This is a genomic window from Streptacidiphilus rugosus AM-16, from assembly GCF_000744655.1.
Taxonomy (GTDB): Bacteria; Actinomycetota; Actinomycetes; order Streptomycetales; family Streptomycetaceae; genus Streptacidiphilus; species Streptacidiphilus rugosus.
The window spans coordinates 5,355,447-5,378,314 of the sequence record NZ_JQMJ01000004.1 but is presented as its reverse complement, the minus strand read 5'-3'; the positions used below and the strand labels follow the sequence as shown (position 1 = coordinate 5,378,314).

General features: G+C 72.8%; 18 protein-coding genes. 7 read left to right on the top strand and 11 right to left on the bottom strand.

The window, feature by feature from the left end; all coding sequences use genetic code 11:
- The first annotated feature begins 147 nt into the window (after positions 1-147).
- From BS83_RS33635 to BS83_RS33615, 5 genes are read left to right on the top strand one after another with little or no spacing between them, the layout of a single operon-like run.
- A complete protein-coding gene (locus BS83_RS33635; RefSeq protein ID WP_157597431.1) occupies positions 148-1,779 on the top strand; it encodes a trypsin-like peptidase domain-containing protein in 1,632 nt (543 codons plus the stop codon).
- Positions 1,780-1,798: 19 nt separating this feature from the next.
- Complete coding sequence (locus tag BS83_RS33630; RefSeq protein ID WP_037607184.1) at positions 1,799-3,193, top strand: hypothetical protein; 1,395 nt, start codon at positions 1,799-1,801, stop codon at positions 3,191-3,193.
- 15 nt (positions 3,194-3,208) lie between these two features.
- Positions 3,209-3,931 (top strand): vWA domain-containing protein, encoded by a 723-nt coding sequence (locus BS83_RS33625; RefSeq protein WP_051944495.1) that lies wholly within the window; start codon positions 3,209-3,211, stop codon positions 3,929-3,931.
- Positions 3,932-3,946: 15 nt separating this feature from the next.
- On the top strand, positions 3,947-4,795 hold the full coding sequence (locus BS83_RS33620) for a protein phosphatase 2C domain-containing protein (RefSeq protein ID WP_037607183.1): 849 nt from the start codon (positions 3,947-3,949) through the stop codon (positions 4,793-4,795).
- Positions 4,783-6,120, top strand: coding sequence for a protein kinase domain-containing protein (locus BS83_RS33615; RefSeq protein WP_051944494.1), 1,338 nt, complete (start codon positions 4,783-4,785; stop codon positions 6,118-6,120). The genes BS83_RS33620 and BS83_RS33615 overlap by 13 nt, the downstream gene beginning before the upstream one ends.
- A 49-nt stretch (positions 6,121-6,169) precedes the next feature.
- Here BS83_RS33615 and BS83_RS33610 read toward each other — a convergent pair whose 3' ends face one another.
- From BS83_RS33610 to BS83_RS33600, 3 genes are all read right to left on the bottom strand, one after another.
- A complete protein-coding gene (locus tag BS83_RS33610) occupies positions 6,170-7,888 on the bottom strand; it encodes an MFS transporter (protein WP_051944493.1) in 1,719 nt (572 codons plus the stop codon).
- Positions 7,889-8,000: 112 nt separating this feature from the next.
- Positions 8,001-8,630 (bottom strand): class F sortase, encoded by a 630-nt coding sequence (locus BS83_RS33605; RefSeq protein ID WP_037607182.1) that lies wholly within the window; start codon positions 8,628-8,630, stop codon positions 8,001-8,003.
- Positions 8,631-8,671: 41 nt separating this feature from the next.
- The gene (locus BS83_RS33600; RefSeq protein ID WP_037607181.1) at positions 8,672-9,253 is read right to left on the bottom strand and encodes a hypothetical protein; all 582 of its coding nucleotides are present in this window, start codon (positions 9,251-9,253) and stop codon (positions 8,672-8,674) included.
- Between the two features lie 204 nt (positions 9,254-9,457).
- On the opposite strand from BS83_RS33600, the gene BS83_RS33595 reads away from it, so the two are divergent.
- Positions 9,458-10,456 carry an NADPH:quinone reductase gene (locus BS83_RS33595; protein ID WP_332262363.1) on the top strand — a complete coding sequence of 333 codons (999 nt, stop codon included), beginning with the start codon at positions 9,458-9,460 and terminating at the stop codon, positions 10,454-10,456.
- 166 nt (positions 10,457-10,622) lie between these two features.
- On the opposite strand, the gene BS83_RS33590 is transcribed toward BS83_RS33595, so the two are convergent.
- The 3 genes from BS83_RS33590 to BS83_RS33580 are packed head-to-tail and all read right to left on the bottom strand — an operon-like array spanning position 10,623 to position 14,071.
- Positions 10,623-11,462 (bottom strand): MBL fold metallo-hydrolase, encoded by an 840-nt coding sequence (locus tag BS83_RS33590; protein WP_037607179.1) that lies wholly within the window; start codon positions 11,460-11,462, stop codon positions 10,623-10,625.
- Positions 11,459-13,027, bottom strand: a complete 1,569-nt coding sequence (locus BS83_RS33585) for an MFS transporter (protein ID WP_037607178.1) — start codon at positions 13,025-13,027, stop codon at positions 11,459-11,461. The genes BS83_RS33590 and BS83_RS33585 overlap by 4 nt, the downstream gene beginning before the upstream one ends.
- A 57-nt stretch (positions 13,028-13,084) precedes the next feature.
- Positions 13,085-14,071 (bottom strand): phosphatase PAP2 family protein, encoded by a 987-nt coding sequence (locus BS83_RS33580; protein WP_051944492.1) that lies wholly within the window; start codon positions 14,069-14,071, stop codon positions 13,085-13,087.
- Between the two features lie 132 nt (positions 14,072-14,203).
- Here BS83_RS33580 and BS83_RS33575 point away from each other — a divergent pair, with 132 nt between their 5' ends.
- Entirely contained in the window at positions 14,204-15,367 is a 1,164-nt protein-coding gene (locus BS83_RS33575; RefSeq protein WP_037607177.1) for a methyltransferase, read from the top strand.
- A gap of 7 nt (positions 15,368-15,374) precedes the next feature.
- On the opposite strand, the gene BS83_RS33570 is transcribed toward BS83_RS33575, so the two are convergent.
- The 5 genes from BS83_RS33570 to BS83_RS33550 form a co-directional block, all read right to left on the bottom strand.
- The gene (locus BS83_RS33570; RefSeq protein WP_084714537.1) at positions 15,375-16,955 is read right to left on the bottom strand and encodes a beta-N-acetylhexosaminidase; all 1,581 of its coding nucleotides are present in this window, start codon (positions 16,953-16,955) and stop codon (positions 15,375-15,377) included.
- A gap of 5 nt (positions 16,956-16,960) precedes the next feature.
- Complete coding sequence (locus BS83_RS33565) at positions 16,961-19,822, bottom strand: glycoside hydrolase family 2 protein (protein ID WP_051944491.1); 2,862 nt, start codon at positions 19,820-19,822, stop codon at positions 16,961-16,963.
- A 65-nt stretch (positions 19,823-19,887) separates the two neighbouring features.
- Positions 19,888-20,934 carry an ABC transporter ATP-binding protein gene (locus BS83_RS33560; RefSeq protein ID WP_232248579.1) on the bottom strand — a complete coding sequence of 349 codons (1,047 nt, stop codon included), beginning with the start codon at positions 20,932-20,934 and terminating at the stop codon, positions 19,888-19,890.
- Complete coding sequence (locus tag BS83_RS33555) at positions 20,931-21,965, bottom strand: ABC transporter ATP-binding protein (protein WP_084714535.1); 1,035 nt, start codon at positions 21,963-21,965, stop codon at positions 20,931-20,933. The genes BS83_RS33560 and BS83_RS33555 overlap by 4 nt, the downstream gene beginning before the upstream one ends.
- The gene (locus tag BS83_RS33550; RefSeq protein WP_051944490.1) at positions 21,940-22,866 is read right to left on the bottom strand and encodes an ABC transporter permease; all 927 of its coding nucleotides are present in this window, start codon (positions 22,864-22,866) and stop codon (positions 21,940-21,942) included. Before BS83_RS33550 ends, BS83_RS33555 begins: the two co-directional genes overlap by 26 nt.
- Between the last annotated feature and the right edge of the window lie 2 nt (positions 22,867-22,868).

The following is a 22,868-nucleotide window of genomic DNA, read 5'->3' as shown; positions in this document are numbered from 1 at the left end:
ACCCGAGGGGCGGCACGGAGACGAAGGTCTCCGTGCCGCCCCTCGGCTTTGTCGCGCCGCGACTGTTGCCGCCGCCCCAACACGGGTAGGACTGTGGGGTATCGAGGACCGGGCGGGGGGCCGGGTCTGCGTCGGCGGGGGGTGTCGATGGCGGGCACGACGACGGACGACACGGCGGGGCTGCCCGGACAGCCGCCGCTGATCGTGGTGCTCTCCGAGCGCCGCTACCTGTTCCCGGTCGGCAGCACGGTCAGGGTCGGTCGCAGTCCCGATCTGGAGGTGGTGTCGACCAGCCCGCTGGTCTCCCGTGCCTGCCACGCGGTCATCAGCGTGGACGCCCACGGCGCCACCTACGTCGACCGGTCACGTCGCGGCACCTTCCTCGACGGGAGACCGCTGCGGAAGCCGCTGCGCATCACCGAGTCCGTCGAGCTGCGGCTCGGCGATCCGGTGACCGGTGAGGTCCTCGGCATCACCCCGCCGTTGACCTCCCGTCAACTGGAGCACAACCGGCGGCGCAGGACGAGGCTGCGCCGGGGCGGCGTCACCGCCGCCGTGCTCGGCGGGCTCGCGGTGGCCGCGGCCGTGGCCACCGTCGCGCTGCTGCCCGGATCCTCGCCCGCCACCCGCGGCGTCACCGCCGCCCGGCCCAGCACGGCCCCGCAGCAGCGCCCCTCCGCCGTCCCGCTGGCGCAGGCGCAGGCGGCGACCGTCCGGCTGTTGCTGGGCGCGCCCGGCACGGCGGCGGGCTGGGGCTCGGGCACCGTCGTGGACCCGCACGGGCTGATCCTGACCAACGCCCATGTGGCCGCGCCGCAGGCAGCGGGCCAGGCGGTGGCGCTGGGCGTGCCGGGCAGCCAACTCGCCTCCGATCCCGACTTCCTGACGGTGGAGATGACCACCGGCCAGTCCTCCCCGGCCGTCGCCAGGTACCGTGCGCGGCCGGTGGCGGTCGACGGCTACCTGGACCTCGCCGTCGTCCGCATCTACGCGGACGCGTTCGGCCGTCCGGTGGACCCGGGCACGCTGCGGCTACCCGTGCTCGACCTCGGCGACAGCGCCTCGCTGCAGCTCGGCGAGCCGCTCACGGTGCTGGGCTTCCCCGGCGTCGCCGAGTCCGACTCGATCACCGTCACCGACGGCGTCCTCTCCACCTTCGTGCCCGATCCGCTGCACCACGTCGGCGACCCGCGCTTCGAGCTGGAGACCACCGCGCGGGTCGCGCACGGCAACTCCGGCGGCGCCGCCGTCGACGCGGCCGGCCGGCTGATCGGGGTGCCCAGCCTGGAGGTGACCGGGCAGGGCGGCGACGTGTCCTGGCGGCTGCGCGCCGCCGCGCTGGCCCGCCCGCTGATCGCGGCCGCACGGGCCGGGACGCCCTACACGTCGACCGTGCTGGTCGGGGCACGTCCGGGCGAGCACGTCAGCGGCATGGGTGTGGGGCTGAGCAGCGGCGCGGCCTGCGCGCAGAACGCAGCGGGCACGCTGACCGGCGGCCCGCCCGCCACGCTCTGGATCGGCGTCCGCTACGGGAGTCTCCCGGTCGGGCTCGACGTCGGCCTCGGCGTGCGGCTGCCGGACGGGACGACCGTGTCGGGCAGCCCCGGCGGGCTGCCCGAGTCGACCGTGCGGACCTCCGACGGCTGCCTGGCCGTCGCGGTGGACGCCGCCACGCTGGGGCTGACCGCGCTGCCCGTCGGCGAGTACCAGGCACAGCTGTTCGCGGGGCCGAATCTCGATCCCGTGGGGGACACCGCCCGCTTCAGGGTCGGCGCGTGACAGAGGAGGGATGACGGGGATGAACCAGACTCCGACCGGGCCGGACGCCGAAGTGCGCGAGGCCCTCGCAGCGGCGGTCCAGTCGTACGGACCCGCCGTGCTCGGCAACGCCCAGATGCTCGGCAACATCCTCACCGACCTGCTGCCCGACCACCCGCGCGAGCGCAGCCTCCTGGTAGCGGCGGCCGAGGCGGAGGCGGCGACGCTGTTGCAGGAACAGGTGGGCCGGCAGCGGCTCGACGCCGCCACGGCGGTGGCGCTGACCGCCCGCGCCCTGATGGAGCGGCGCGCCCTCGACCCGACGGCGGCCCGCTGGGCCACCACCGCCTACGCGACGGCGCTCGGCTACAACCCGCCGCCCGCGCCCGCCGTCGGATCGGCGGCCTCGCCCGACGAGACGCCCACGCACCAGCTGCCGACCCAGTCGACGCCGCCGCCGACCGTGCCGCAGCCGGCGGCGCAGCAGTCGTTCCCGCAGCCGTCCTTCTCACCGCAGCCCGGACTGCCCGACGCACCCACGCTGATCGGTCCACCGGGCTCGAGCTCGCTGCCGCCGGTCGGATCGTCGAACCCCTACGCCGGAGGCCCTCAGGCCTTCGGACCGCCCGGCAGCGGGATGCCTCCCGTGTCACCCCACCCCTACAGCGGCATGCCGATGGGTCCGGCCGGCCCGGGCGCGCCGCTCACGCCGAGACCGCCGCAGCGGCCCACCGCGCTGATCGTCGCCGCGGTCGCCGTCGCGGTCGTGCTGATCGGCTACCTCGCCGTGGCGGGCTCGGCCCACCTGCCGCCCTTCACGGCCGGCCCGGCAGCGCACTCGGTCACCCCGCTGCCCAGCCCCACGCCGACCCCCACGCCCACCCCGACGCCGGACCCGAGTCCGACCGGTCCGGTCCTGGACGCGGGGGTCACCCCGCTCTACTCGATCCTCAGCACCGCCCTCACCGACCCGGCGACCCAGTGCAGCCCAAGCACCTCCTACAAGTTCACCGCCGTCGGCATCGTCGCCGCCTACTACTGCACCGACACCCACCTCTCCGGGGGCGGCATCTGGGCGTACCAGATGGACACCCAGGCCGACTACCAGTCCACCTGGGTCAACTTCAACAAGTGGTGGGGCTTCGACGCCTCCTCCGCCGGGGGCGCCTGCCCGCCGTCCGGCAGCGGGCACGGGCTCAACGGCTGGCACGACAACCCGGCCGGCTACCCCAGCCGGACCGGGCAGGCGCTCGAATGCCAGACGGTCGGCAGCGGCAGCTCCACCCAGCCCGCCTACACCTGGGCACTGCCCACCCAGAACGCCTTCATCAGCGCGGAGGGCGCCACAGGCAGCAGCTTCGCCTCGCTCAACACCTGGTGGGAGAACTACTCGCCGCCCAAGGTCGGCAGCGGCCCGTCCCCCACCTCCTCCTGACCGGAGAGCGGCAGCATGCGCGACCACGACACCCCGACCCTGCGGATGCCGGGCGGCGGGATCTCCCGCCGCCCGCTCCACCTGATCCTGCTCGCCGACTGCTCCGGCGGCATGAAGGGCGAGAAGATCCAGGCGCTGAACTACGCCATCGCCGACATGCTGGCCCAACTTGCCATCTGGGACCGGGCGCAGGAGCAGGCGCAGGTCTTCGTCCGGGCGGTGGCCTTCGCCACGGAGGCGGCCTGGCACATCCCGGTGCCCACCCCCGTCGTCGAACTGCGGTGGCGGCCGCTGGAACCGGTGCCGCGCGGGCTGACCAACATGGGCGCCGCCTTCCGGCTCGTCGCCGAGGCGCTGGCGCCGGGCCGGATCGAACGGCGGGCGCTGCGCCCGGCGCTGCTGCTGATCACCGACGGACTGGCCACCGACCCGCCGGGGCGCTTCGAGGCCGGACTGAACGCGCTGCTGGCCACCCCGGCCGGGCGCGGCGCGCTGCGCCTGTCGGTGGCGATCGGCAGGGACGCACAGTCGGAGGCGCTGAACCGCTTCATCGGAGATCCCTCGGTGCCGGTGCTGGTCGCGGACAACACCTCGGACATCTCGGACCGGCTGGTCGTCGCCTCGCTCGCGGTCTCCCGGATGTCCGAGGCGGGCGCGGACCGGGCCGCCCTCGCCGACCAGCTCTTCGGCCACGGCGGGCCCGGCGACGCGGTCTTCGGGCAGGACACCATCATCTGACGCGAGGGGGCACCGGTGGGGGAGGCGACCCTGGCGGGAGACGGCTGGCAGGCCGTGACCGCCGGAGCGCGCGGCGCCGCGCACGCGGCCGCGGGCAGGCCCAGCCAGGACGCGGCCAGGGCGGCCCGCGGCCACGACGGCGCGGCCGTCGTCGCGGTCGCGGACGGGCACGGCCATCCGCAGCACTTCCGCAGCGAGGCGGGCGCGGTTCTGGCGGTGGACGCCGCCTGCTCGCAGGGACTGCGCCGGCTGCCTGCGCTGCTCGCCGCGGCCGCGCAGGAGCCGCAGCCGGCCGTACGGCGGGATTTCGTGCCGCAGTTGGTCGAGCACTGGCGCGCGGCGGTGGCCGGGCACCTGTCCCAGCACCCGTACACGGAACCGCCCGCGGACCCCCTCGTGCCCTACGGCACCACGCTGGTGCTGGCCGCCGTCTGCCCGCCCTGGCTGCTGTGCCTGCAGATCGGCGACGGCGACCTGCTGGTCGTCCGCCGGGACGGCAGCTCCTTCGCGCCCGTGCCGCAGGACCGCCTGCTCGACGGTGGCCGCACCACCAGTCTCTGCCAGCCGGACGCAGCCGAGTCGGTCAGGATCGCCGCCGTCGACCTGCGCGGCGCGGACGTCGCCCTGGTGCTGCTGGCCACCGACGGCTACGGCAACGCCCAGCGGGAGGACCTCTGGCAGCCGCAGGTCGGCGCGGACCTCGCCGCCCTCGCCGCCGAGCACGGCCCCGACTGGTTCGCCGCGCAGCTCCCGCTCTGGGCCGAGCTGTGCGCCTCCGGCGCGGGCAGCGGCGACGACACCACGATCGCGCTGCTGCTGCACCTGTCGGTCACCCCGGAGAGGCGGTCGCCATGGACCAGCTGATCGCGCCGGGCCAGCGACTGCGCCTGGTCGGCAGCGGCGCGACGGTGACCGTCGAGCAGCGGATCGGCGCCGGCGGGCAGGGCGTCGTGCACGCCGTCCGGCTCGGCGACGCGCCGTTCGCCGTCAAGTGGTTCCGTCCGGCCCTGCGCCAGGACGAGTTCCGCGCCTGCATCGAGGCCCTGGTCGCGCGGGGCCGGCCGCCGCACGCGGCCTTCGTCTGGCCGATCGACCTGGTGGAGCAGACCGAACGGGGGCGGCCCGGCGACGGCGCGGCGGGGTTCGGGTATCTGATGCGCCTGGTCGAGCCCCGCTTCGTGCCGATCCCGCAGGTGCTGAACGAGCGTCAGCAGCCTTCCTTCCGGGTGCTGGCGACCATCGGCAGGGAGCTGGTCGAGGCGATGGCGGCGCTGCACGCCGCAGGCCTCTGCTACCGGGACTTCAGCTTCGGCAACGTCTGGGTCGACCCGCTGACCGCGCAGGTCGCGGTGCTGGACAACGACAACATCGGCAGCGAGGGCGGCGGCGTCTTCGTCAAGGGGACCGGCCGCTTCATGGCCCCGGAAATCCTGCGCGACGAGGCGCTGCCCTCGACCGTCACCGACCTGCACTCGCTGGCGGTGCTGCTCTTCTTCGTGCTGGTCCACGGCCACCCGCTGCTGGGCGCCAGGGTCGACTCCTCCTACACCTGGGAGGGCGGCGGCCAGCCCTCGGAACTGGAGCTGCTGCTGGAGCACTTCGGCCGGCGGCCGCTGTTCGTCTTCGACCCGCACGACGCGGCCAACCGGCCGGTCCCCGGCGACCGGATGCTGCTGTGGTGGGAGCTGTACCCCGAGTTCGTGCGCCAGGCCTTCACCCGGGCGTTCACCGTGGGTCTGCGCGACGCGAGCCTGGGCGGGCGGGTGACCGAGGGGGTCTGGCGCAGGGTCCTCCAGCGGCTGCACGACAGCGTCTGGTCCTGTCCGCGCTGCGGCGCGGAGGTCTTCCACGACCAGGAACGTCCGGGCGGGACCTGCTGGGCCTGCCAGGCGCCGCTCCCGGTCCCGCCTTTGCTGCGGCTGCCCGCAGGACGGGTGCTGGTGCTCGGCGAGCGGGCGGTCCTGACCGACCTTCATCTGACCGGCGGGCGCGGGGTCGCCACGGTGGTGGGACGGGTCGAACCGCATCCCGGCCGTCCCGGCCAGGTGGTGCTGCGCAACGTCGGGGACCACCCCTGGCGGGTGGTCCCCGACGGCGAGACGATGAAGGCGGTGCAGCCCGGTCAACGGCTGGGCGTGCGGCCGATGACCGTCGACTTCGGCGCGGCGCGGGGCTGGATCACCGGATAGCCGTCACCGACACCCCGCGCCACCGTCCGCCGTGCCGCCGTCCCCGCGCCTAGGCCTCCGTCCCCGCCTCCGTCCCGGTTGCCGTCCCCGCCCCGGCGCCGATCGCGGCGAGCTCCGCGTCGACCGCCCGCTGGTGCTCCTCGGCGTCCTCACGGGCCTTCTTCGGGCTCCAGCGTCCCGCCATGACGAAGACGAACGGCAGGAACAACACCTGCCCGCCGACGCAGACCCACCACCACACCTGCCAGTTGTGCGGGTTGTGCTTCTGCGCGTCCACCACCTGCGGGCCCAGCTTCTGCAGCAGCTGGATGTCCTTCTGCTCCGCCTGGACCTGCTGCAGCCCCGCCATGCCGACCTCCTGGACCGCCTGGGCGGCGAGGGTCGGCGGGATCGCGGTGGGCGGGTACTGCGACAGCTGGTCGAAGAGCGGCTTGTGCTGCGCGATGATCGCCAGCGCCGGGGCGGCCCGGGTGGACGCGGCCGCCACCGCGGGCCCGTTCTCCACCAGCGGGGTCACCGAGGTGACCACCACCGGCAGGAACGCCGCCGAGACGGCGACCACGATCCGGATGATCCAGCCCCACACCGCCAGGCCGGTCGCGATGGCGGCGGGGTTGTGCCGCTCCACGGTCTCGGTGAAGCTCGCCATCCACGGCGCGTAGGTGAGTCCGGTCAGCACGCCGATGCCGACGAAGAGCCAGGCGAAGGTGTAGTAGCCGGTGGCCGCCCGGGTGGCGATCAGTGCGAACAGCACCGTCACCACGATGCTGCCCACCCCGCCGACCAGCATGAAGGGCTTGCGCACCTTGAGCCGGTCCGAGACCAGGCCGGCGATCAGCAGCGCCACGGCGTTGCTGATCCAGTACCAGTTGGCCAGCGCGTTGACGCGCTGCTCGCTGTAGCCGAAGTTCGTGGCGAAGTAGACCACGAAGTTGCCGACCGCCGCGAAGTAGAGCAGCAGGAAGACGCTGATGGCGAAGGCGGAGCCGACCACGTCGAGCCGCATCATCTGCCGCCAGTGGCCGCGCAGCGCCGCCTCGGGGTCCAGGCCCTTGGCGCGGGCCTCGACCAGCGCCCGGTCCCGCAGCGAGACCATCACCTGGTCCCTGATCCGCGGCGCGAGCTCGCGCAGTCCGAACAGCGACACCAGGAAGACCAGCAGCGTGGCGATGCCGGCGTACCGCAGCTCGTCCTGCCAGGTGGCGCTGCCCGCGCCGGTGCCGAGGGTGTGCGAGGTGACCTCGGTGACCACCAGGCTGCCGAGGACGGGCCCCATGGTCCAGTAGCCCATCGCGGTGGCCCTGCCCAGCTGCGGGGAGAAGTCGCGGATCAGCGCCGGGGTGGCGACCAGCACGATGCCCTCGACGAAGCCGACCAGCGCGAAGAGCACCAGGTAGGTCGTCTTGTCGGGGGCGTTGGGCAGCCCGAAGAAGACGAGCAGGCCGGTGACCAGCAGCCCGTAGACGACCAGGTTGGCCCGTCCCCAGCGGTCGGCGAGCCCGGCGACCAGCGAGGCGAAGGCGCCGACGGCGTTGCCGATCACGCTGATCCACACGAAGTAGCGGTAGCTCATGTGGAAGTTGGTGATGATCGAGGTCGCGACGGCGTACTGGATGTAGAGCGCGTAGTAGAGGACGACCGTGGTCAGCACGACGATGCCGAGATAGGCGTAGCGCCGGGCGGTGTCGGGGTAGTGCGCGAGGTCGCGCTTCCAGAGGCGCTGGAGCGCGAACGGGGCGGGTGCGGTGGTGGTGACGGTAGTGGCCATAAGCCCTCCCAGGGCGGCAGCCGGAGCGTGCCAGGAGGGTAGTACCGACCAGTCGGTACGGCCTAGAGGTCTGACGCGACAAATGTGAGCTGGAGCACAGATCGCTTGCGCATCAGTCGGGTTGACGGCTCACCAGGTGGGCGAAGACCACCACGTTGCCCAGGTAGCCCTGTCCGCGCCGGTAGCCGCCGCCGCAGGTGATCAGCCGCAGCGCGGCGATCGGGGTCGGCCCGTAGACCAGTTTGTCCGGAAAGGCGTTCTTCTCGAAGACCCGGACCTGGTCCACCAGGAACACCGCCGTCCTGTGGTCGGCGCGCAGCACGTCCACGGTCGCCCCCTGCTGCAGCGCGCCGAGCCCGTAGAAGACGGCGGGACCGTGCGCGTCGTCGACGTGGCCGGCGATGATCGCCGGTCCGGCGCTGCCCGGAGCGGTGCCGCCCGCGTACCAGCCGGCCAGGTTCCGCTGCTCCTCCGGCGGCGGCTGCAGCGCGCCGCTCCGGTCCAGGGAGAGGGCCGAGAGCGGCGCGTCCACGCCGATGGAGGGGATGCGGACGCGCAACGGCCTGGCCACCGGCAGCGGGGGAGCGGGACGGTCCTGATCCGCGTACCAGTAGACGCCGTTGCCGGCCGCGTCGGCGCTCGCGTCGGGCTGCGGCGGCGCGGCGCCGACGCCGCGCCCGGCGACGACCAGGCCCAGCACCAGCACGCCCCGCGCGAGGAACCGCCGCGCGCTACCGCCCATCCGCGCCGCCCTCCCTCCTCGGTCCGCCGTTCGCCGTTACGTCACTCCGCGCCGCGCCGACGCCGGCTGAGGTACAGCGCGCCCCCGCCGAGCCCGGCGAGACCCAGCCCCACCGCGACCTGCGTGTCACTGCCCGGGTCGACGCTGCCGCCGACGCCGGTGTGCACCGGCCCGTGCGGGCGCCGGTCGTCGCCGCCGTGGTCCTTGCCGGGGATCTCCAGGGTCGCGTTGAAGGTGGACAGCGAGGTGTTGCTCTCCTGGCAGGCGCCGGAGACGTTGTAGTCGCCGGGCCTGATGTCGTGACTGATCGTGGCCGCGCCGGAGAAGAAGCCGGGCCGGCCCGGCGTCGGGTGCAGGCGCACCGAGGTGACGAAGGCCATCGAGGACACCACGGTCGGGTGCGGGGTGCCGAAGTAGGCCGAGCTGCAGTTGACGATCAGCCCGACCGTCCCGCCGGGCCGCACGCTGTCCGGCACGAGCGTGATGTCGGCCCCGTTGACGCCGCTGGCCGCAGCGCCGGGCGCGAGGGCCAGCAGGGGTCCGAGGGTCAGTGCCGCGGCGACGCCGAGGGCGGCGGCCGTGCGGGTCTTTGCCGTGGCGGATCGGGGCGCTGTGGCGCGCATCCGGCACCTCCGTGCGTCGGGTGCGGACCTCGGGCGCCGGGCCCGGGTACGGGGGGACACACCGCGACTGTCTCGGCAGGTAGTGTCACCGTGCGTATGCGTCTTGTAGCGTTCCGGTCATACAATTAATCCGAAAGCAGCAGTGCCGGGACGTCGGGAACAGGAGCGGGCCGACGCGGGTTGCCACCGCCTATGAAGGCAATCGTGTACGAGCGCAGCGGTGGTTCCGACGTCCTCTCCCTGGTCGACCGCCCGCTGCCGGAGCCCGGCGCGGGCGAGGTACGGGTGAAGGTGGCCTACTCCGGCGTCAACCCGACCGACTGGAAGGCCCGTTCCGGCGCCGGGATCGCCGCGGGCGCGCAGCAGGTGCCGAACCAGGACGGCTCCGGAGTCGTCGACGCGGTCGGCGAGGGCGTGGACGCGGCCCGCGTCGGCGAGCGGGTGTGGCTCTGGGAGGCCGCCTGGCAGCGGCAGGACGGCACCGCGCAGGAGTACGTCGTGCTGCCCGAGCGGCAGGCGGTCGCCCTGCCCGAAGGCGCCTCGCTGGAGCTCGGCGCGAGCCTGGGCATCCCGGCGATGACGGCGCACCGCGCGCTGACCCTCGCCGATGGCGCCCCCGCGCGGCTCGCGCCCGGCGCGCTGACCGGCCGGACGGTCCTGGTCGCGGGCGGCGCGGGCGCGGTCGGCAACGCGGCGATCCAGCTGGCCCGCTGGGCCGGGGCGACGGTGATCACGACGGTCAGCAGCGCGGAGAAGGCCGCGCTGGCGCAGGCCGCGGGTGCGCACCACGTCGTCGACTACCGCGCGCAGGACGCGACTGCGGCGATCCGCGGGCTGGCGCCCGCGGGTGTCGACCTGGTGGTGGAGGTCGCCCCGACCGCCAACCGCGAGCTGGACCTGGCGGCCCTCGCCCCCGGCGGCACGGTCGCCTTCTATGCCGACGGCAGCGGCCCGGAGTTCACCGTCCCGGTCCGCGACTCGATGACCCGCAACCTCCGCTGGCTCGGCATCCTCGTCTACACGATCCCGACCCCGGCGAAGCAGGCGGCGGTCGCCGCGATCACCGAGGCTGTGGCCGCGGGTGCGCTCCGCGCCGGCGAGGACGCCGGCCTCCCCTGGCACCGGTTCCCGCTGTCGCACACGGCGGACGCCCACGACGCGGTGCAGTCCGGCGCGGTCGGCAAGGTCCTCATCGAGCTGTAGCCGCGCTTCCCCAGGGGGCGCGCGGGCGCGGCACCTCACGGCAAAGGGGTCGGTTGCACTACCTCAGGGGCGCGAGGAACTGCGCGCCTCCGGCGCGCGGACGCGAGCCTTCTCAGCGGAGGGCCAGTTGCCACACCCAGAGCCCCGCGCCCCTGGGCCGGCGCCTCTACAGCTGCGCGTACGCGCGGGTCACGGCGTGGGTGAGGGTGTCGGCCGGGTACGGCCAGTCGCCCGCCGCGAGAGCCTCCGACGCGGGGACGCCCGCGGACCGCAGCGCGCGGCACTCCGCGGCCACGGACGCGATCGCGTCACGCTGGGCGCGGACGAAGGCCGCGTCCGTCGACTCGCCGTGGCCGGGGACGAAGCGGGCGTCGGGGCCGGCCAGGGCGAGCGCCGCGTCCAGGGTCGGGGCCCAGTCCAGGGGGAAGGAGTCCGGGCCGAAGGCCGGATCGCCGGACTGCTCCAGCAGGTCGCCCATCAGCAGCACGTTCGCGTCGGGGACGTGCAGGACCAGGTCGCCGTCGGTGTGGCCGCGTCCCAGCTGCCGCATCGAGACCACGCGACCGCCGCCGAGGTCCAGGTCGTGGCGGCCGCGCACCTCGTGGTCGGGGACGACCTCCTCCAGCTCGGCCATCTTCGCCGCCCAGACCTCGTTCCGTTCGGCCAGCGACTTCTTGAACGCCGTCGCCTCCGGGTCCGTCGCCGCGCCGCGCATCGCGGCGATCATCTCGGCGCTGCCCCAGAGCTGCGCCGGAGGCGTCTGCCGGGGCGCGACGAACTCGGCGTTGCCCCACACGTGGTCGAAGTGCACGTGGGTGTTGACGACCCAGCGGACCGGTGCGGAGGAGATCTCCTTCAGGTGCTCCCTGACCTCGCGGGCCTCCGCGAGGCTGCAGCGGGTGTCCACCACGACCAGCCCGTCCCCGCCGGCGACGACGGTCACCGACACGTCGCACGGGTCGTAACGGCGCTGGAAGACCCGGTCCCCGACCTCGGTCCAACTCATCCTTGGCTCCCCTCCGCCAGCGGAAATCGCTTCGGGGTCACTGTAGCCAGAACGATCACCGACAGGGCGGCGGCGATCCCGGCTCCCAGGTAGACGTGGCTCACCGCCGCCGCCAGGGCGTGCCGCAGGTAGTCCGTGGCCGCACCGCTCAGCCCGCCGCTGTGGATCAGGGAGCCCGCGATCTGGTCCAGTCCGTGCGGCAGACCGTCCCGCAGGGAGCTCGGGGCGTCCCTCAGCCTGCCGGTCAGTGTCGTGTTGGCGATGACGGCGAAGAGCACGCCGCCCAGGCTCTGGCCCACCTGACGGCAGAACAGCACCGAGGCGGTGGCCGTGCCGCGTTCGTGCCACGGCACGCTGCTCTGCACGCCGATGATCAGCGGCAGCTGGAACAGCCCGAGGCCGCCGCCGAGCAGCAGCATCAGCAGCGCCGGCTCCCAGGCCGCGCCGCGGTAGGGGAGCAGCGGGAAAGCCAGCAGCAGGGCCGTCCCGACGCTCGCGCCGATCAGCGAGGTGTTACGGAAGCCGATGCGCCGGTAGACCCGGTTGGACAGCGCCGCCGAGATCGGCCAGCTGATCGTCCAGACCGAGAGCACGAAGCCCGCCGCGACCGGCGCCAGACCCAGCACGGACTGGGCGTAGGTCGGCAGGAAGACCATGGGAGCGATCATCAGCATGCCCAGGAAGGCGAAGGCCAGATTGACTCCGGCGATGACCCTGCGCCGCCATACCCAGCCCGGCATGATCGGCTCCGCCGCGCGCCGCTCCACCAGGAAGGTGCTCGCGCCGAACGCGGCGCACGCGGCGAAGAGGGCGAGGCTCGGCGCCGAGAGCCAGCCCCAGGCGACGCCGCCCTGCACCAGGGCGAAGAGCAGCAGTCCCGTCGTCAGGAACAGGCCGGCCGCACCCAGCCAGTCGATCCGGGTGCGCGGGCGCTCCGCCGCCTCCGCCTCGTGCAGGTTGCGCTTGAGCAGCAGCAGCGCGAACACTCCGACGGGCAGGTTGATCAGGAAGATCCAGCGCCAGTTCGCGTAGCTGGCCAGCACCCCGCCGAGGGCCGGGCCGAGGACGGCGGAGACCGCCCAGACGGTCGACATCAGGGCCTGGATCTTCGGCCGCCGCTCCAGCGGGTAGAGGTCGGCGGCCAGGGTCTGCACGGTCCCCTGTATCGCTCCGCCGCCGAGGCCCTGCACCATGCGGAAGACGATGAGCGAGCCCATGCTCCACGCCCCGGCGCACAGCAGCGAGCCGATCAGGAAGACGGTCGAGCCGATCAGCAGCACCGGCTTGCGGCCGCGCGCGTCGGCCAGCTTCCCGTAGATCGGCAGGGTCACCGTCACGGCCAGCAGATAGCCGGAGAACATCCACGAGAAGTAGCTGAAGCCGCCCAGCTCTCCGACGATCTGCGGCACCGCGGTCGAGACGCAGGCCGAGTCGAGGGCGACCAGCGCCATCGAGAGCATGAGCGCCACGACCACCAGCCGGTGCCGGGCGCCGCTCCGCGGGGGCGGGACGGGGGCTGGCGCGGCCGTCTGCCGGTCGCTGCGCGTTCCCTCGCCGCCGCCCATGGCCCGCCCCTTCCACGCGACAAAGATCCGATGATCCTATCGGTCCGGGTCGGAGTCTCAGTCGAGCGGGCTGGACTCCCGCTGCCCGGAGGCCGCTCCCGCCGGATGCTCCGTGCGCTGGGCCGGGACGTAGTCGGGGACCGCGGCGCTCCTGCGGCCGCGTCGGCTCAGCCGGGCGGCGAGGCGCTGGACCGGACCGGCCAGCACCAGACCCGCCAGGACCACCGCGCCGCCGGCGACGCAGTCGAGCAGGTAGTGGTTGGCGGTGCCCATCACGACGACCAGGATCAGCACCGGGTACAGCAGGCCCAGCACCCTGACCCAGCGGCGGCGCGCGTGGCGGTACATCAGCAGCCCGCACCACAGGGCCCAGCCGAAGTGCAGGCTCGGCATCGCGGCGAAGTCGTTGGTCATCTCGCCCAGGCCCTTGGGCGCGCTGCCCGAGCCGCCCCACCAGCCGAGGGAGGCGTGCTGTGCCATGAGGTCGAGGAAGGCGTGGTGCTCCGGCAGCAGGCGTGGCGGCGCGGTGGGGAACAGCACGAAACCGACCAGGCCCAGGCCCGTGGCCAGCATCAGCCAGGTGCGGGCGAAGCCGTAGTGCGCCCGGCGGCTGCGGAACATCCAGATCAGCACCAGCGGGGTGACCACGTAGTGGAGGCTGGCGTAGACGAAGTCCGCGGGCACGCCCAGCCAGGCGTGCGCGGAGAAGAGCTGGTTCAGCCAGTGCTCGGGCGCCAGGTGCAGACGTCGCTCGGTGTGCAGCAGCAGTTCGCCGTGCTGACGGGCCACGTGCTCCTTGCCGTGCACCAGCAGCCGGCTGCCGTCGTAGGCCGCGTACACGATCAGTACCAGCTCCAGGCCCCACTGCCGGGGGTTCCAGCGCCGGAGCCGTGCCAGTAGTCCGCGCAGACCCGAGGGGGTCGAAGGAGCGGGCGGGGTCGGGGAAGTCGTGTCCGCGCTCTCGCCGTCGACGGCGTCGATCCGCCCGACGGGCTCGTTAATCCTGTTGGTACGTGGCTCGCCGCGGGCTATGGTGCCTGCCATTCGTCGAGTTCCCCCCGTGCGTTTCACATGATGGTCACTGCATACCGTACGCCGTACGCTATGCAGTCGCGCAACCGCCCCAAGGGTGATCCGCATCAACCCTGAGAGGGATCGGGCAGACTGGGCATCACCATGAACCACATCGCGCTGCCCGGTGACGCCGAGCCCGGCCTCGTCCGCTTCCCCGCCGACCCCCGCGACCGGCTCCGTGCCTGGGATGCCTCCGACGAGTATCTGCTGCGTCACTTGGACGAGGCTGAAGTGCCGCTTGACCGCTCCGTGGTCGTGCTCGGGGACCGCTGGGGGGCGCTCACCGCGTCGCTGGCCGCCCACACCGCCCAGGCCCCGACCCAGATCACCGACTCCCATCTCGCCCAACGCGCGACGGAGCTGAATCTCTCCCGGCTCGGCCACCCCGCGGGCGCCGCCCGGCTGCTGTCCAGCAGGGACGAGCCGCCGCAGCGGGTGGACGTGCTGCTGGTCCGGGTCCCGAAGAGCCTGGCCCTGCTGGAGGACCAACTGCTCCGGCTGGCCCCCGCGGTCCACGCGGGGACCGTCGTGGTCGGCACCGGCATGGTCACGGAGATCCACACCTCCACCCTGCAGCTCTTCGAGCGGATCCTCGGGCCGACGCGCACCTCGCTGGCCCGCCGCAAGGCCCGGCTGATCTTCTGCACCCCGGATCCCGAGGTACTGGCCGCGGCCCCGGCCAATCCCTGGCCGCGCCGCTACCCGCTGCCGGCGGACGCGCCGCTGCTGGCCGGCCGGACCGTCACCAACCACGCGGGCATCTTCTCCGCCGAGCGCCTCGACATCGGCACCCGCTTCCTGCTGGAGCACCTGCCCGAGACCAAGGGACCCGCCCGGGTGCTCGACCTGGGCTGCGGCAACGGGGTCCTCGGCCTCGCCACCGCGCTGGCCAACCCGCAGGCCGAGCTGACCTTCGTCGACGAGTCCTTCGGCGCGGTCGCCTCCGCGGAGGCGACGTTCGCGCAGAACACCGACGGGCGGAAGGCCGAGTTCCGCGTCGGCGACGGCGCGGGCGGTCTCGAGCCCGGCTCCTTCGACCTGGTCCTCAACAACCCGCCGTTCCACAGCTACCAGGCGTCGACCGACGCCACGGCCCACCGCATGTTCGGCGGCGCACTGCGTGCGCTGCGTCCCGGCGGTGAGCTGTGGGTCGTCGGCAACCGGCACCTGGGCTACCACGTCCAGCTGCGGCGGATCTTCGGGAACTGCCGCACGGTGGTCGGCAACCCGAAGTTCGTCGTTCTCCGGGCGGTCAGGCGCGGGTGACCACGCCTCAGGAGCCGGCCGGCCAGCTGATCTGCGTCGACCGGTAGTAGTTCACCCCCAACGTCTTCCAGCGGGGGCCCTGCGCGCCCAGCCTCGCGTCGAAGGCGCTCTGGCTGTGCGTCGACCACGGCGACCAGCCCAGCTCCGCCAGGGCGGGCAGCCGCGGGAAGGCCATGTAGTCGATGTCGGCGGAGGTGACCACGGTCTCCGTCCACAGCGGCCCCTCGACCCCCGCCACCGAGGAGCCGGTGACGCCGGTCAGGTAGTTTCCGGGGTCCCAGCCGTAGGCGGTGTTGACGTCGGTGAGCCCCGCCCAGGACTGGCCGAGCTTGGTCTTGTGCGTGTACTTCATGTCCAGGTAGGCGTGGTTGGCCGGGGACATCACCACCTTGGCGCCCTTCGCCGCGGCCGTCGCCAGATTGGCCGCCGTGGTCGAGGTCCCCCAGTACTGGGCCTGGGTGCCGGGCAGCAGGGCCCCGGTGTTGGCGATGTCGTGCCAGCCCATCACCGCCTTGCCGTGGTTCGCGACGACCTGCTGCGCCTTGCCGAGGAAGGTGGCGTAGTCCGAGGCCGTGGTCGAACCGGCCTCGTCGCCGCCGATGTGGATCCACGGTCCCGGCGTGAGCGCGGCGAGTTCACCCACCACCTGGTCGATGAAGGTGTACGTGAGCGGCAGCGGCACGCACAGCGAGCTGAAGCCGACGTTGGTGCCGGTGTAGAGGGAGGGCGCGACCCCGTTGCAGTTGAGCGAGGCGTAGGAGGAGAGCGCCGCGTTGGTGTGGCCCGGCATGTCGATCTCGGGGACCACGGTCAGGTAGCGCGAGGCCGCGTAGGCGACGATCGCGGAGTAGTCGGCCTGGGTGTAGTAGCCGCCCGCGCCGCCGCCGACCTCGGTGCTGCCGCCGTGGACGGCCAGGTTCGGCCAGCTGTTGATCGCGATGCGCCAGCCCTGGTCGTCGGAGAGGTGCAGGTGCAGATAGTCGATCTTGTAGAGGGCCAGCTCGTCGATGTACCGCTCGACCTGGGCGACGGTGAAGAAGTGCCGCGCCACGTCCAGCATCGCGCCCCGGTAGCCGAAGCGCGGGTAGTCGACGATCGTGCCGCCGGTCACCGTCCACGGCCCCGGCTGGACCGTCGGGCTCATCACCGCGCCCGGCAGCAACTGCAGCAGCGTCTGCACGCCGTGGAAGAGACCGGCAGGCTGCTGCGCCCGGATCGTCACGCCGGTCGCCGACGCGGTGAGCTGGTAGCCCTCCGCCCCGACGCCCGCCGGAGCGCCGGAGAGGGACAGCGCGATCGTGCCCGGGGTGGCCGCACCGACCGTGAGTGGCAGCGCGAAGCCCGTCGAGGCGCGCAGCACGTCCGTCAGGTAGCCGCCGGTGTTCGCGTCGTCCGAGGTGACGGTGGCTCCGGCGGTCAGCGTGAAGGTGCTGCCGTCGGCGGTCTCGCTGACCGGGACCGGAACCACGGTGTTCGGGAAGGAGGCCGCTGCCGCCGCGCCCGCGCCCGCGACGAGGCCGCCGCCGAGCAGGCCGAGGACGGCGAGGAGCACCAGCAGGAGCTGCCGTGATCGCTGTGTGTGTTTCATCGGTCTCACCCTGCCACGACATCGGTCTTCGGCACGTTCCAGCCGGAGACACTGATCACTGGTGTCGCGCCCTGGAGATCCGCCGAGCTGTAGGAGGCCGTCAGGGTCTCCGACTCGCCGGGCCACAGCGTGACGTCGTTGTCGCCCCAGATGGAGGACTGCAGTTCGTTGTCGCCCGCCAGCTCCGTGCCGCTCGGGGTGCCGCGCCGGATGTCGGCCCTCAGGAAGAAGCCGACGGCGGGTCCCGTGGAGTTGTTGGTGATCTTGACCGTGACCAGCCTGTCCGAGCCGTCGGGGCCGGCCTGGCCGCTGGTCGTCGCGATCACCGACACGCTCGCCGGGCTCAGGTTCTGCAGCGCCTTCAGGTTCGCCCAGGAGCTCATGCTCGCCTGCGGCTGTCCGATGGTCTTGGACCAGTTCGGCACGTCCGGCGTGGTGGAGTTCCAGTAGACGTTGCGGTCCACCAGCGTCCCGTTCTGACGCACCAGCAGCTCGACGAAGTAGACCGCGCCGGAGCCGGTCGGCAGCACCGGGCTCAGCACGTTGTTCGCGACCTGCTGCGAGGCCAGCGACAGCGAGGCGGTGGTCCGGTCGTCCAGCAGCGCGCCCGCCGTGCTGTAGACCTTCGACTCGACGGTCACGCCGCCCTGCGTGGCGCCGCCGAGGTTGTCGACGGTCACCTTGCCGTTGTCGAGGGCGAAGAGCGCGTGCAGCGGGCGGTTGGCCCGCTGGGCGCCGAAGTACGCCCCGGCCTGGTCGCCGTCGTTGTTCCACAGCGACCAGAGCAGCGTCGGCCAGCCCTTGTTCATCTGCCAGTAGACGGTGCCGGTGGACGGCTGCGTGGTGTTGGTGGAGTGGTCGATGAAGGCCTCGAACTGGGCGCGGGTGTCCTCGTAGTTCTGGACCTGCGCCTCCTCGACGTACTGGGCCAGGCTGGTGGGCGTGCCGTAGCGGTTGTCGATCGCCTGGTCCAGGTTGTAGAGGGTGCCGAAGTGGTAGCCGGTGTGCCGGGTGCCCTCGTAGTTGTCGTGGTACTGGTTCGCGCCGGACGACTGCCACAGCGCCGACTGGTCGGCGGCGGACAGGAAGCGGTTGATCGAGTCCATGGTCGGGACGGTGTTGCCGCCGCTCTGCTCGCTGTCGTAGCCCCAGCTGCCGCCCGCGTTGGTCAGCGTGGAGTCGCCGCTGCCGTAGTGCGTGGTGTCGTACCAGTACAGCGGCGGCACCCAGTCGTACGGACCCTCCTTCTCGCCGGACGCGCCCAGCTGCGGGCTGGAGTTGTACTCGGCGGAGGAGATGAAGGGCCCGGGGTAGTCGGCGGCCGCGAAGCCCTTGAGCGCCAGCGTCTCCTGGGTCGCGGTGGGCGCGTTGTCGCTCCACTGGAAGCTGAAGACGGAGGGGTGGTTGCGCAGCGTCTGGCCCACCGACTGGGCGGTGAGCTGGTAGTCGGCCTGCTGGGCGGCGGTGTAGCTGGTGGTCTCCCAGAAGTCGCAGCACTGGTAGCCCGCGTTGACCAGGATGCCCGCGGCGTCCATCTGCTGGTACCAGTCGGCCGGCATGAGGTGGCCCTCGAGCCGGACGGTGTTCAGGCCCATCGCCTTCATCAGGCCGATCTGCTTGGCCGTGTCGGCCGGGTCGTAGCGCAGGAACAGGTCCGGGTCCCAGCCGCCGCCGCGGACCGTGATCGGCACGTTGTTCACCTTGAACGCCCGCACCCCGCTCGGCGCCATGGTGGACGCGCCCGTCAGGTAGGAGGTGACGGTGCGGATGCCGAAGGTCCCGCTGGTGGAGTTCAGCGTCGTCCCGCCCTGGGCGACCGAGGTCGCCAGCGTGTAGAGCGGCTGCGCGCCCAGCTGGTACGGCCACCAGATCTGCGGCGCCGCGATCGTCAGACCGCCGCCGGAGAACGACACCGTCTGCGTCGTGTTCGCCGCGACGGTGACGTTCTGGCTCACCGTCACCGGCGTGCCCGCGCCCGGTGGGGTGACCGTGGCCGTGACCGTGCCGGTCTGGGCGGAGGCGGTGGTGTTGGTGACGTCCGCCTTGACCGTCAGCGCGGAGCTGGACAGGTCGGCGGCGGTGTTCTGGTTCACGTGCGCGTTGCCGACCACCAGCGCGCCGCTGGTCTGCAGCTGGACCGGGAACTGGATGCCGGTGTTGTTGTCCGGCGGGATCTGGCTCCAGTCCACGTTGTCGAGGGTCAGCATCGAGGTCGGGTTGTTCGGATAGACCTCGACGGCGATGGAGTTGGTGCCCGCCACCAGGTGGCCGGTGACGTCGAGGACGTTGCGCGCGTAGGAGCCGCTGACCGTCGCCTGGGTGGCGATCTCGGTGCCGTTGACCCAGACGTCCGCCTGGCCGACCACCCCGTTCAGGACGATCTTCGCGTCCTGTCCGGCGGGCGGCGCGGCGAAGTCGGTCCGGTACCACCACGGGACGGAGAACCGCGCGATGGTGTCGGCGCCGACCTTGGTCATCTGGCCGTAGCAGGTCTTCATGTTCGTGGAGACGAAGACGTTCGGGCAGCCGCCGTTCTGCAGCAGCGCGGCGATCTCGGTGCCGGGCGCGCCGCCGCCGTCATTGGCGACGGTGAGCCAGCCGGAGGTGCCGAACCCGGGGGTGGAGATGGCCGCGCCGCCCTGGGTGGCGGTACTGGAGGTCAGCACCTTCCAGCCGTTCGCGGCGCCGAGGTTCGTGACCGCGGTGGAGCCGGTCGGGGGATCGGCGAAGGCCGCGGGTGCGGCTGCGGCCTTCGCCGCCGGGACGGCGCGCGACCGGGCGTCGGCCGGGCCGCCGGCCAGGGCGGTGGCCCCGGCGAGCGCCAGGGCCACCGCGGCGGTGACGAGTGATCTGCTGTGACGTGCCATCAATGCTCCTAGACGTGGGGGAAGCGGGAGCTTGCTGGGTACGTGTGCGCAGGTGCGGATGTGCGTCAGCGGGCGGCCGGCTCGACCTTCTCGGCGACCGCGACGTGACAGGCGGCCGTATGGGCCGGGCCGAGCTCCCGCAGTCGCGGGGTCTCGACGAAGCAGCGCTCGACCGCCAGCGGACAGCGCTCCCGGAACCGGCAGCCCGGTTGCGGGTCGATCACCACGGGCGGCTCGGATCTCGCCGCCGCGGCGTCCACCTCCAGCGGCGCCCGGGGGTCGGGCACCGCGGAGAGGAGCAGTTGGGTGTAGGGGTGCTTCGGGCCGCGCAGCACGTCCTCGGTCGGTCCTGACTCGACCACGTGCCCGCCGTACATCACCAGCAGCCGGTCGGAGACGTAGCGCGCACTGGCGATGTCGTGGGTGATGTAGAGGAAGGAGACGCCCTCGCGCTCGCGCAGCTCGGCCATCACGTTGAGCAGCCCGATCCTGATCGAGACGTCCAGCATCGAGACCGGCTCGTCGGCCAGGATCAGCTTGGGCCGGTACCCCAGCGCCTGCGCGAAGCCGATCCGCTGCCGCTGGCCGCCGGAGAGCTCGTGCGGATAGCGGGTCAGGATCTCGGCCGCGGGGGAGAGGCCCACCGCCTCGACCACCCGCTCCGCCTCCGCCTGCCGTTCGGCCCGGCCGAGCTCGGGCCGGTGCAGCTTGAGGCCGCGCAGGATGCCGTGCGAGACCGGGTAGGCGGGGTTGAGCGAGCTGAAGGGGTCCTGGAAGACCATCGGCACGTCGCTGCGGTAAGCCAGCTGCGCCCGCCGCCCGCGCAGGGCGGCGAGCGAGCGGCCCTGGTAGCGGATCTCGCCACCGGTGGGCCGGTGCACCTGGGCGAGCAGCCGGGCGACGGTGGACTTGCCGCTGCCGCTCTCGCCGACCAGGGCGACGATCTCCTGGCGGTTGATCACCAGGTCGACGCCGTCCACGGCGTGCAGCATCCGCCGGGAGAGCCCGGCGCCCACCTTGAAGTGCCGGGTCAGCCCGACCGTCTCCAGCAGCGGTGCGGCGGGCACGGAAGGATCCGCCGTCGCCGCCGCCTGGTTCGGGATCGCGGTCACGGGGTCGCCTCCAGGGGGGTCACGGGACTGCGGCGCCCGGGGGCGTCGAGCAGGCAGCGCGAGAGCGCTTCGCCGGCGGGGTAGAGCGGCGGCGCGACGGTGCGGCAGGCCTCCTCCACCACCGGGCAGCGCGGTGCGAAGCGGCAGCCGGGCGGCGGGTCGGCCAGGTCGGGCGGGCTGCCCGGGATGCCGGTCAGCGGCACCCGCGGACCGTGGACGGAGGGGAAGGCGTCCAGCAGGCCCCGGCTGTACGGGTGGGCCGGCGCGTCGAAGACCTGCCGGGTCGGGCCCGCCTCGACCACCTGCCCCGCGTACATCACCAGCAGTCGGTCGGAGAAGTGGCTGACCAGCGACATGTCGTGGGTGACGAAGACGACCGCGAAGCCCAGCAAACGCTGCAGCTCCTTGATCTGCACCATCAGCGAGCGCTGGGCGACCACGTCGAGCGCGGAGGTCGGCTCGTCCATGATGACCAGATCCGGCGTGAACAGCAGCGCCATCGCGATCATCGCGCGCTGCCGCATGCCGCCGGAGAGCTGGTGCGGATAGCTGCCCAGATGGACCGGGTCGATGCCGACCAGCCGCAGTACCTCGACCGAGCGCTCCCTGATCTGCTCCGGGGTGCGCCGGTCGTGGGCCAGGATCGCGTCCTTGAACTGCGCCCCGATGGTGGTGACCGGGTTGAGCGCGTTCATCGCGCTCTGCATGACCACCGAGTAGTCGCGCCAGCGCAGGGCGTTCAGCTGTTTCTCGGTCAGGGTGACCAGGTTCTCGCCCTTGAAGGCGGCGCTGCCGCCGGTGACCGCGGCGGGCGGGCTCAGCAGCTGCGCCACGGCGAAGAGCAGCGTGGACTTGCCGCAGCCGGACTCGCCGACCACGCCGACGAACTCGCCGCGTCCGACCCGCAGATCCACCCCGGCCACCGCCTCGACGGGCCCGCGCGCGCCGGCATAGCTCACCCGCAGCTCCCGTACGTCGAGCAGGGCGGCGTCCTGGGCTTCCCGGCTACTGTGATTCGGCGCGCTGGACACGCTGCCCCCTCTTCCGTGCGATGCCTGCCTTGCTCGCGGCCCGGGCGCGCACCGGCCGCAGGGCCGGGTTGCCGATCTCGTCGAAGGCGTAGTTGATCAGTGCGAAGGCGGCGCCCAGCAGGGCGACGCAGAGGCCAGGGGCGAGAGACCAGAGCGGCATGCCGGTCAGCAGCGCCTGCTGGTTCTGCGACCAGTAGAGCATCGTGCCCCAGCTGGAGGAGTTCGGGTCGCCGAGGCCGAGGAACTGCAGACCGGCCGCGCTCAGCACCGAGTAGAGCGCCGCGCCGAGGAAGTTGGCGACGATGAGCGAGGTCATCGTCGGCAGCACCTCGAAGACGATGATGTAGGACCGCCGCTCGCCGCGGACCCTGGCCGACTCGAGGAACTCCCGGTTCCGCAGCGAAAGGGCCTGCGCCCGCAGCTGGTTGGCGCCGTAGGACCAACCGGTGGCGACCAGCACCGCCAGCATCACCGTGAGCGAGCCCTTGCCCGCGTACTTGGACAGGATGATGATCAGCGGGAAGGCCGGGATCACCAGCATCACGTTGGTCAGCATGGAGAGCAGGTCGTCGAAGATCCCGCCCAGATAGGCCGCCGACACGCCGATCAGCACGGAGAGCACGGTCGCGAAGGCGCCGGCGACCACCGCGATGATCAGTGACTGCCGTGTGCCGTAGACGAGTTGGGCGAAGATGTCCTGCCCGAGGCTGGTCGTGCCGAGCCAGTGCGCGCCCGAGGGCTGCAGCCCGGGCGGGTAGAGCAGCGCGTTCGGGTCCTTCACCGAGGTGAGGAGCCCGGGGAAGGCGGCGACCACGGTGAAGACGAGGAGGATCACCGCGCCCGTCATCGCCTTGCGGTTGCCGCGCAGCGCCTGCCGGAAGCCGTTGGAACCGCTTCGCATCC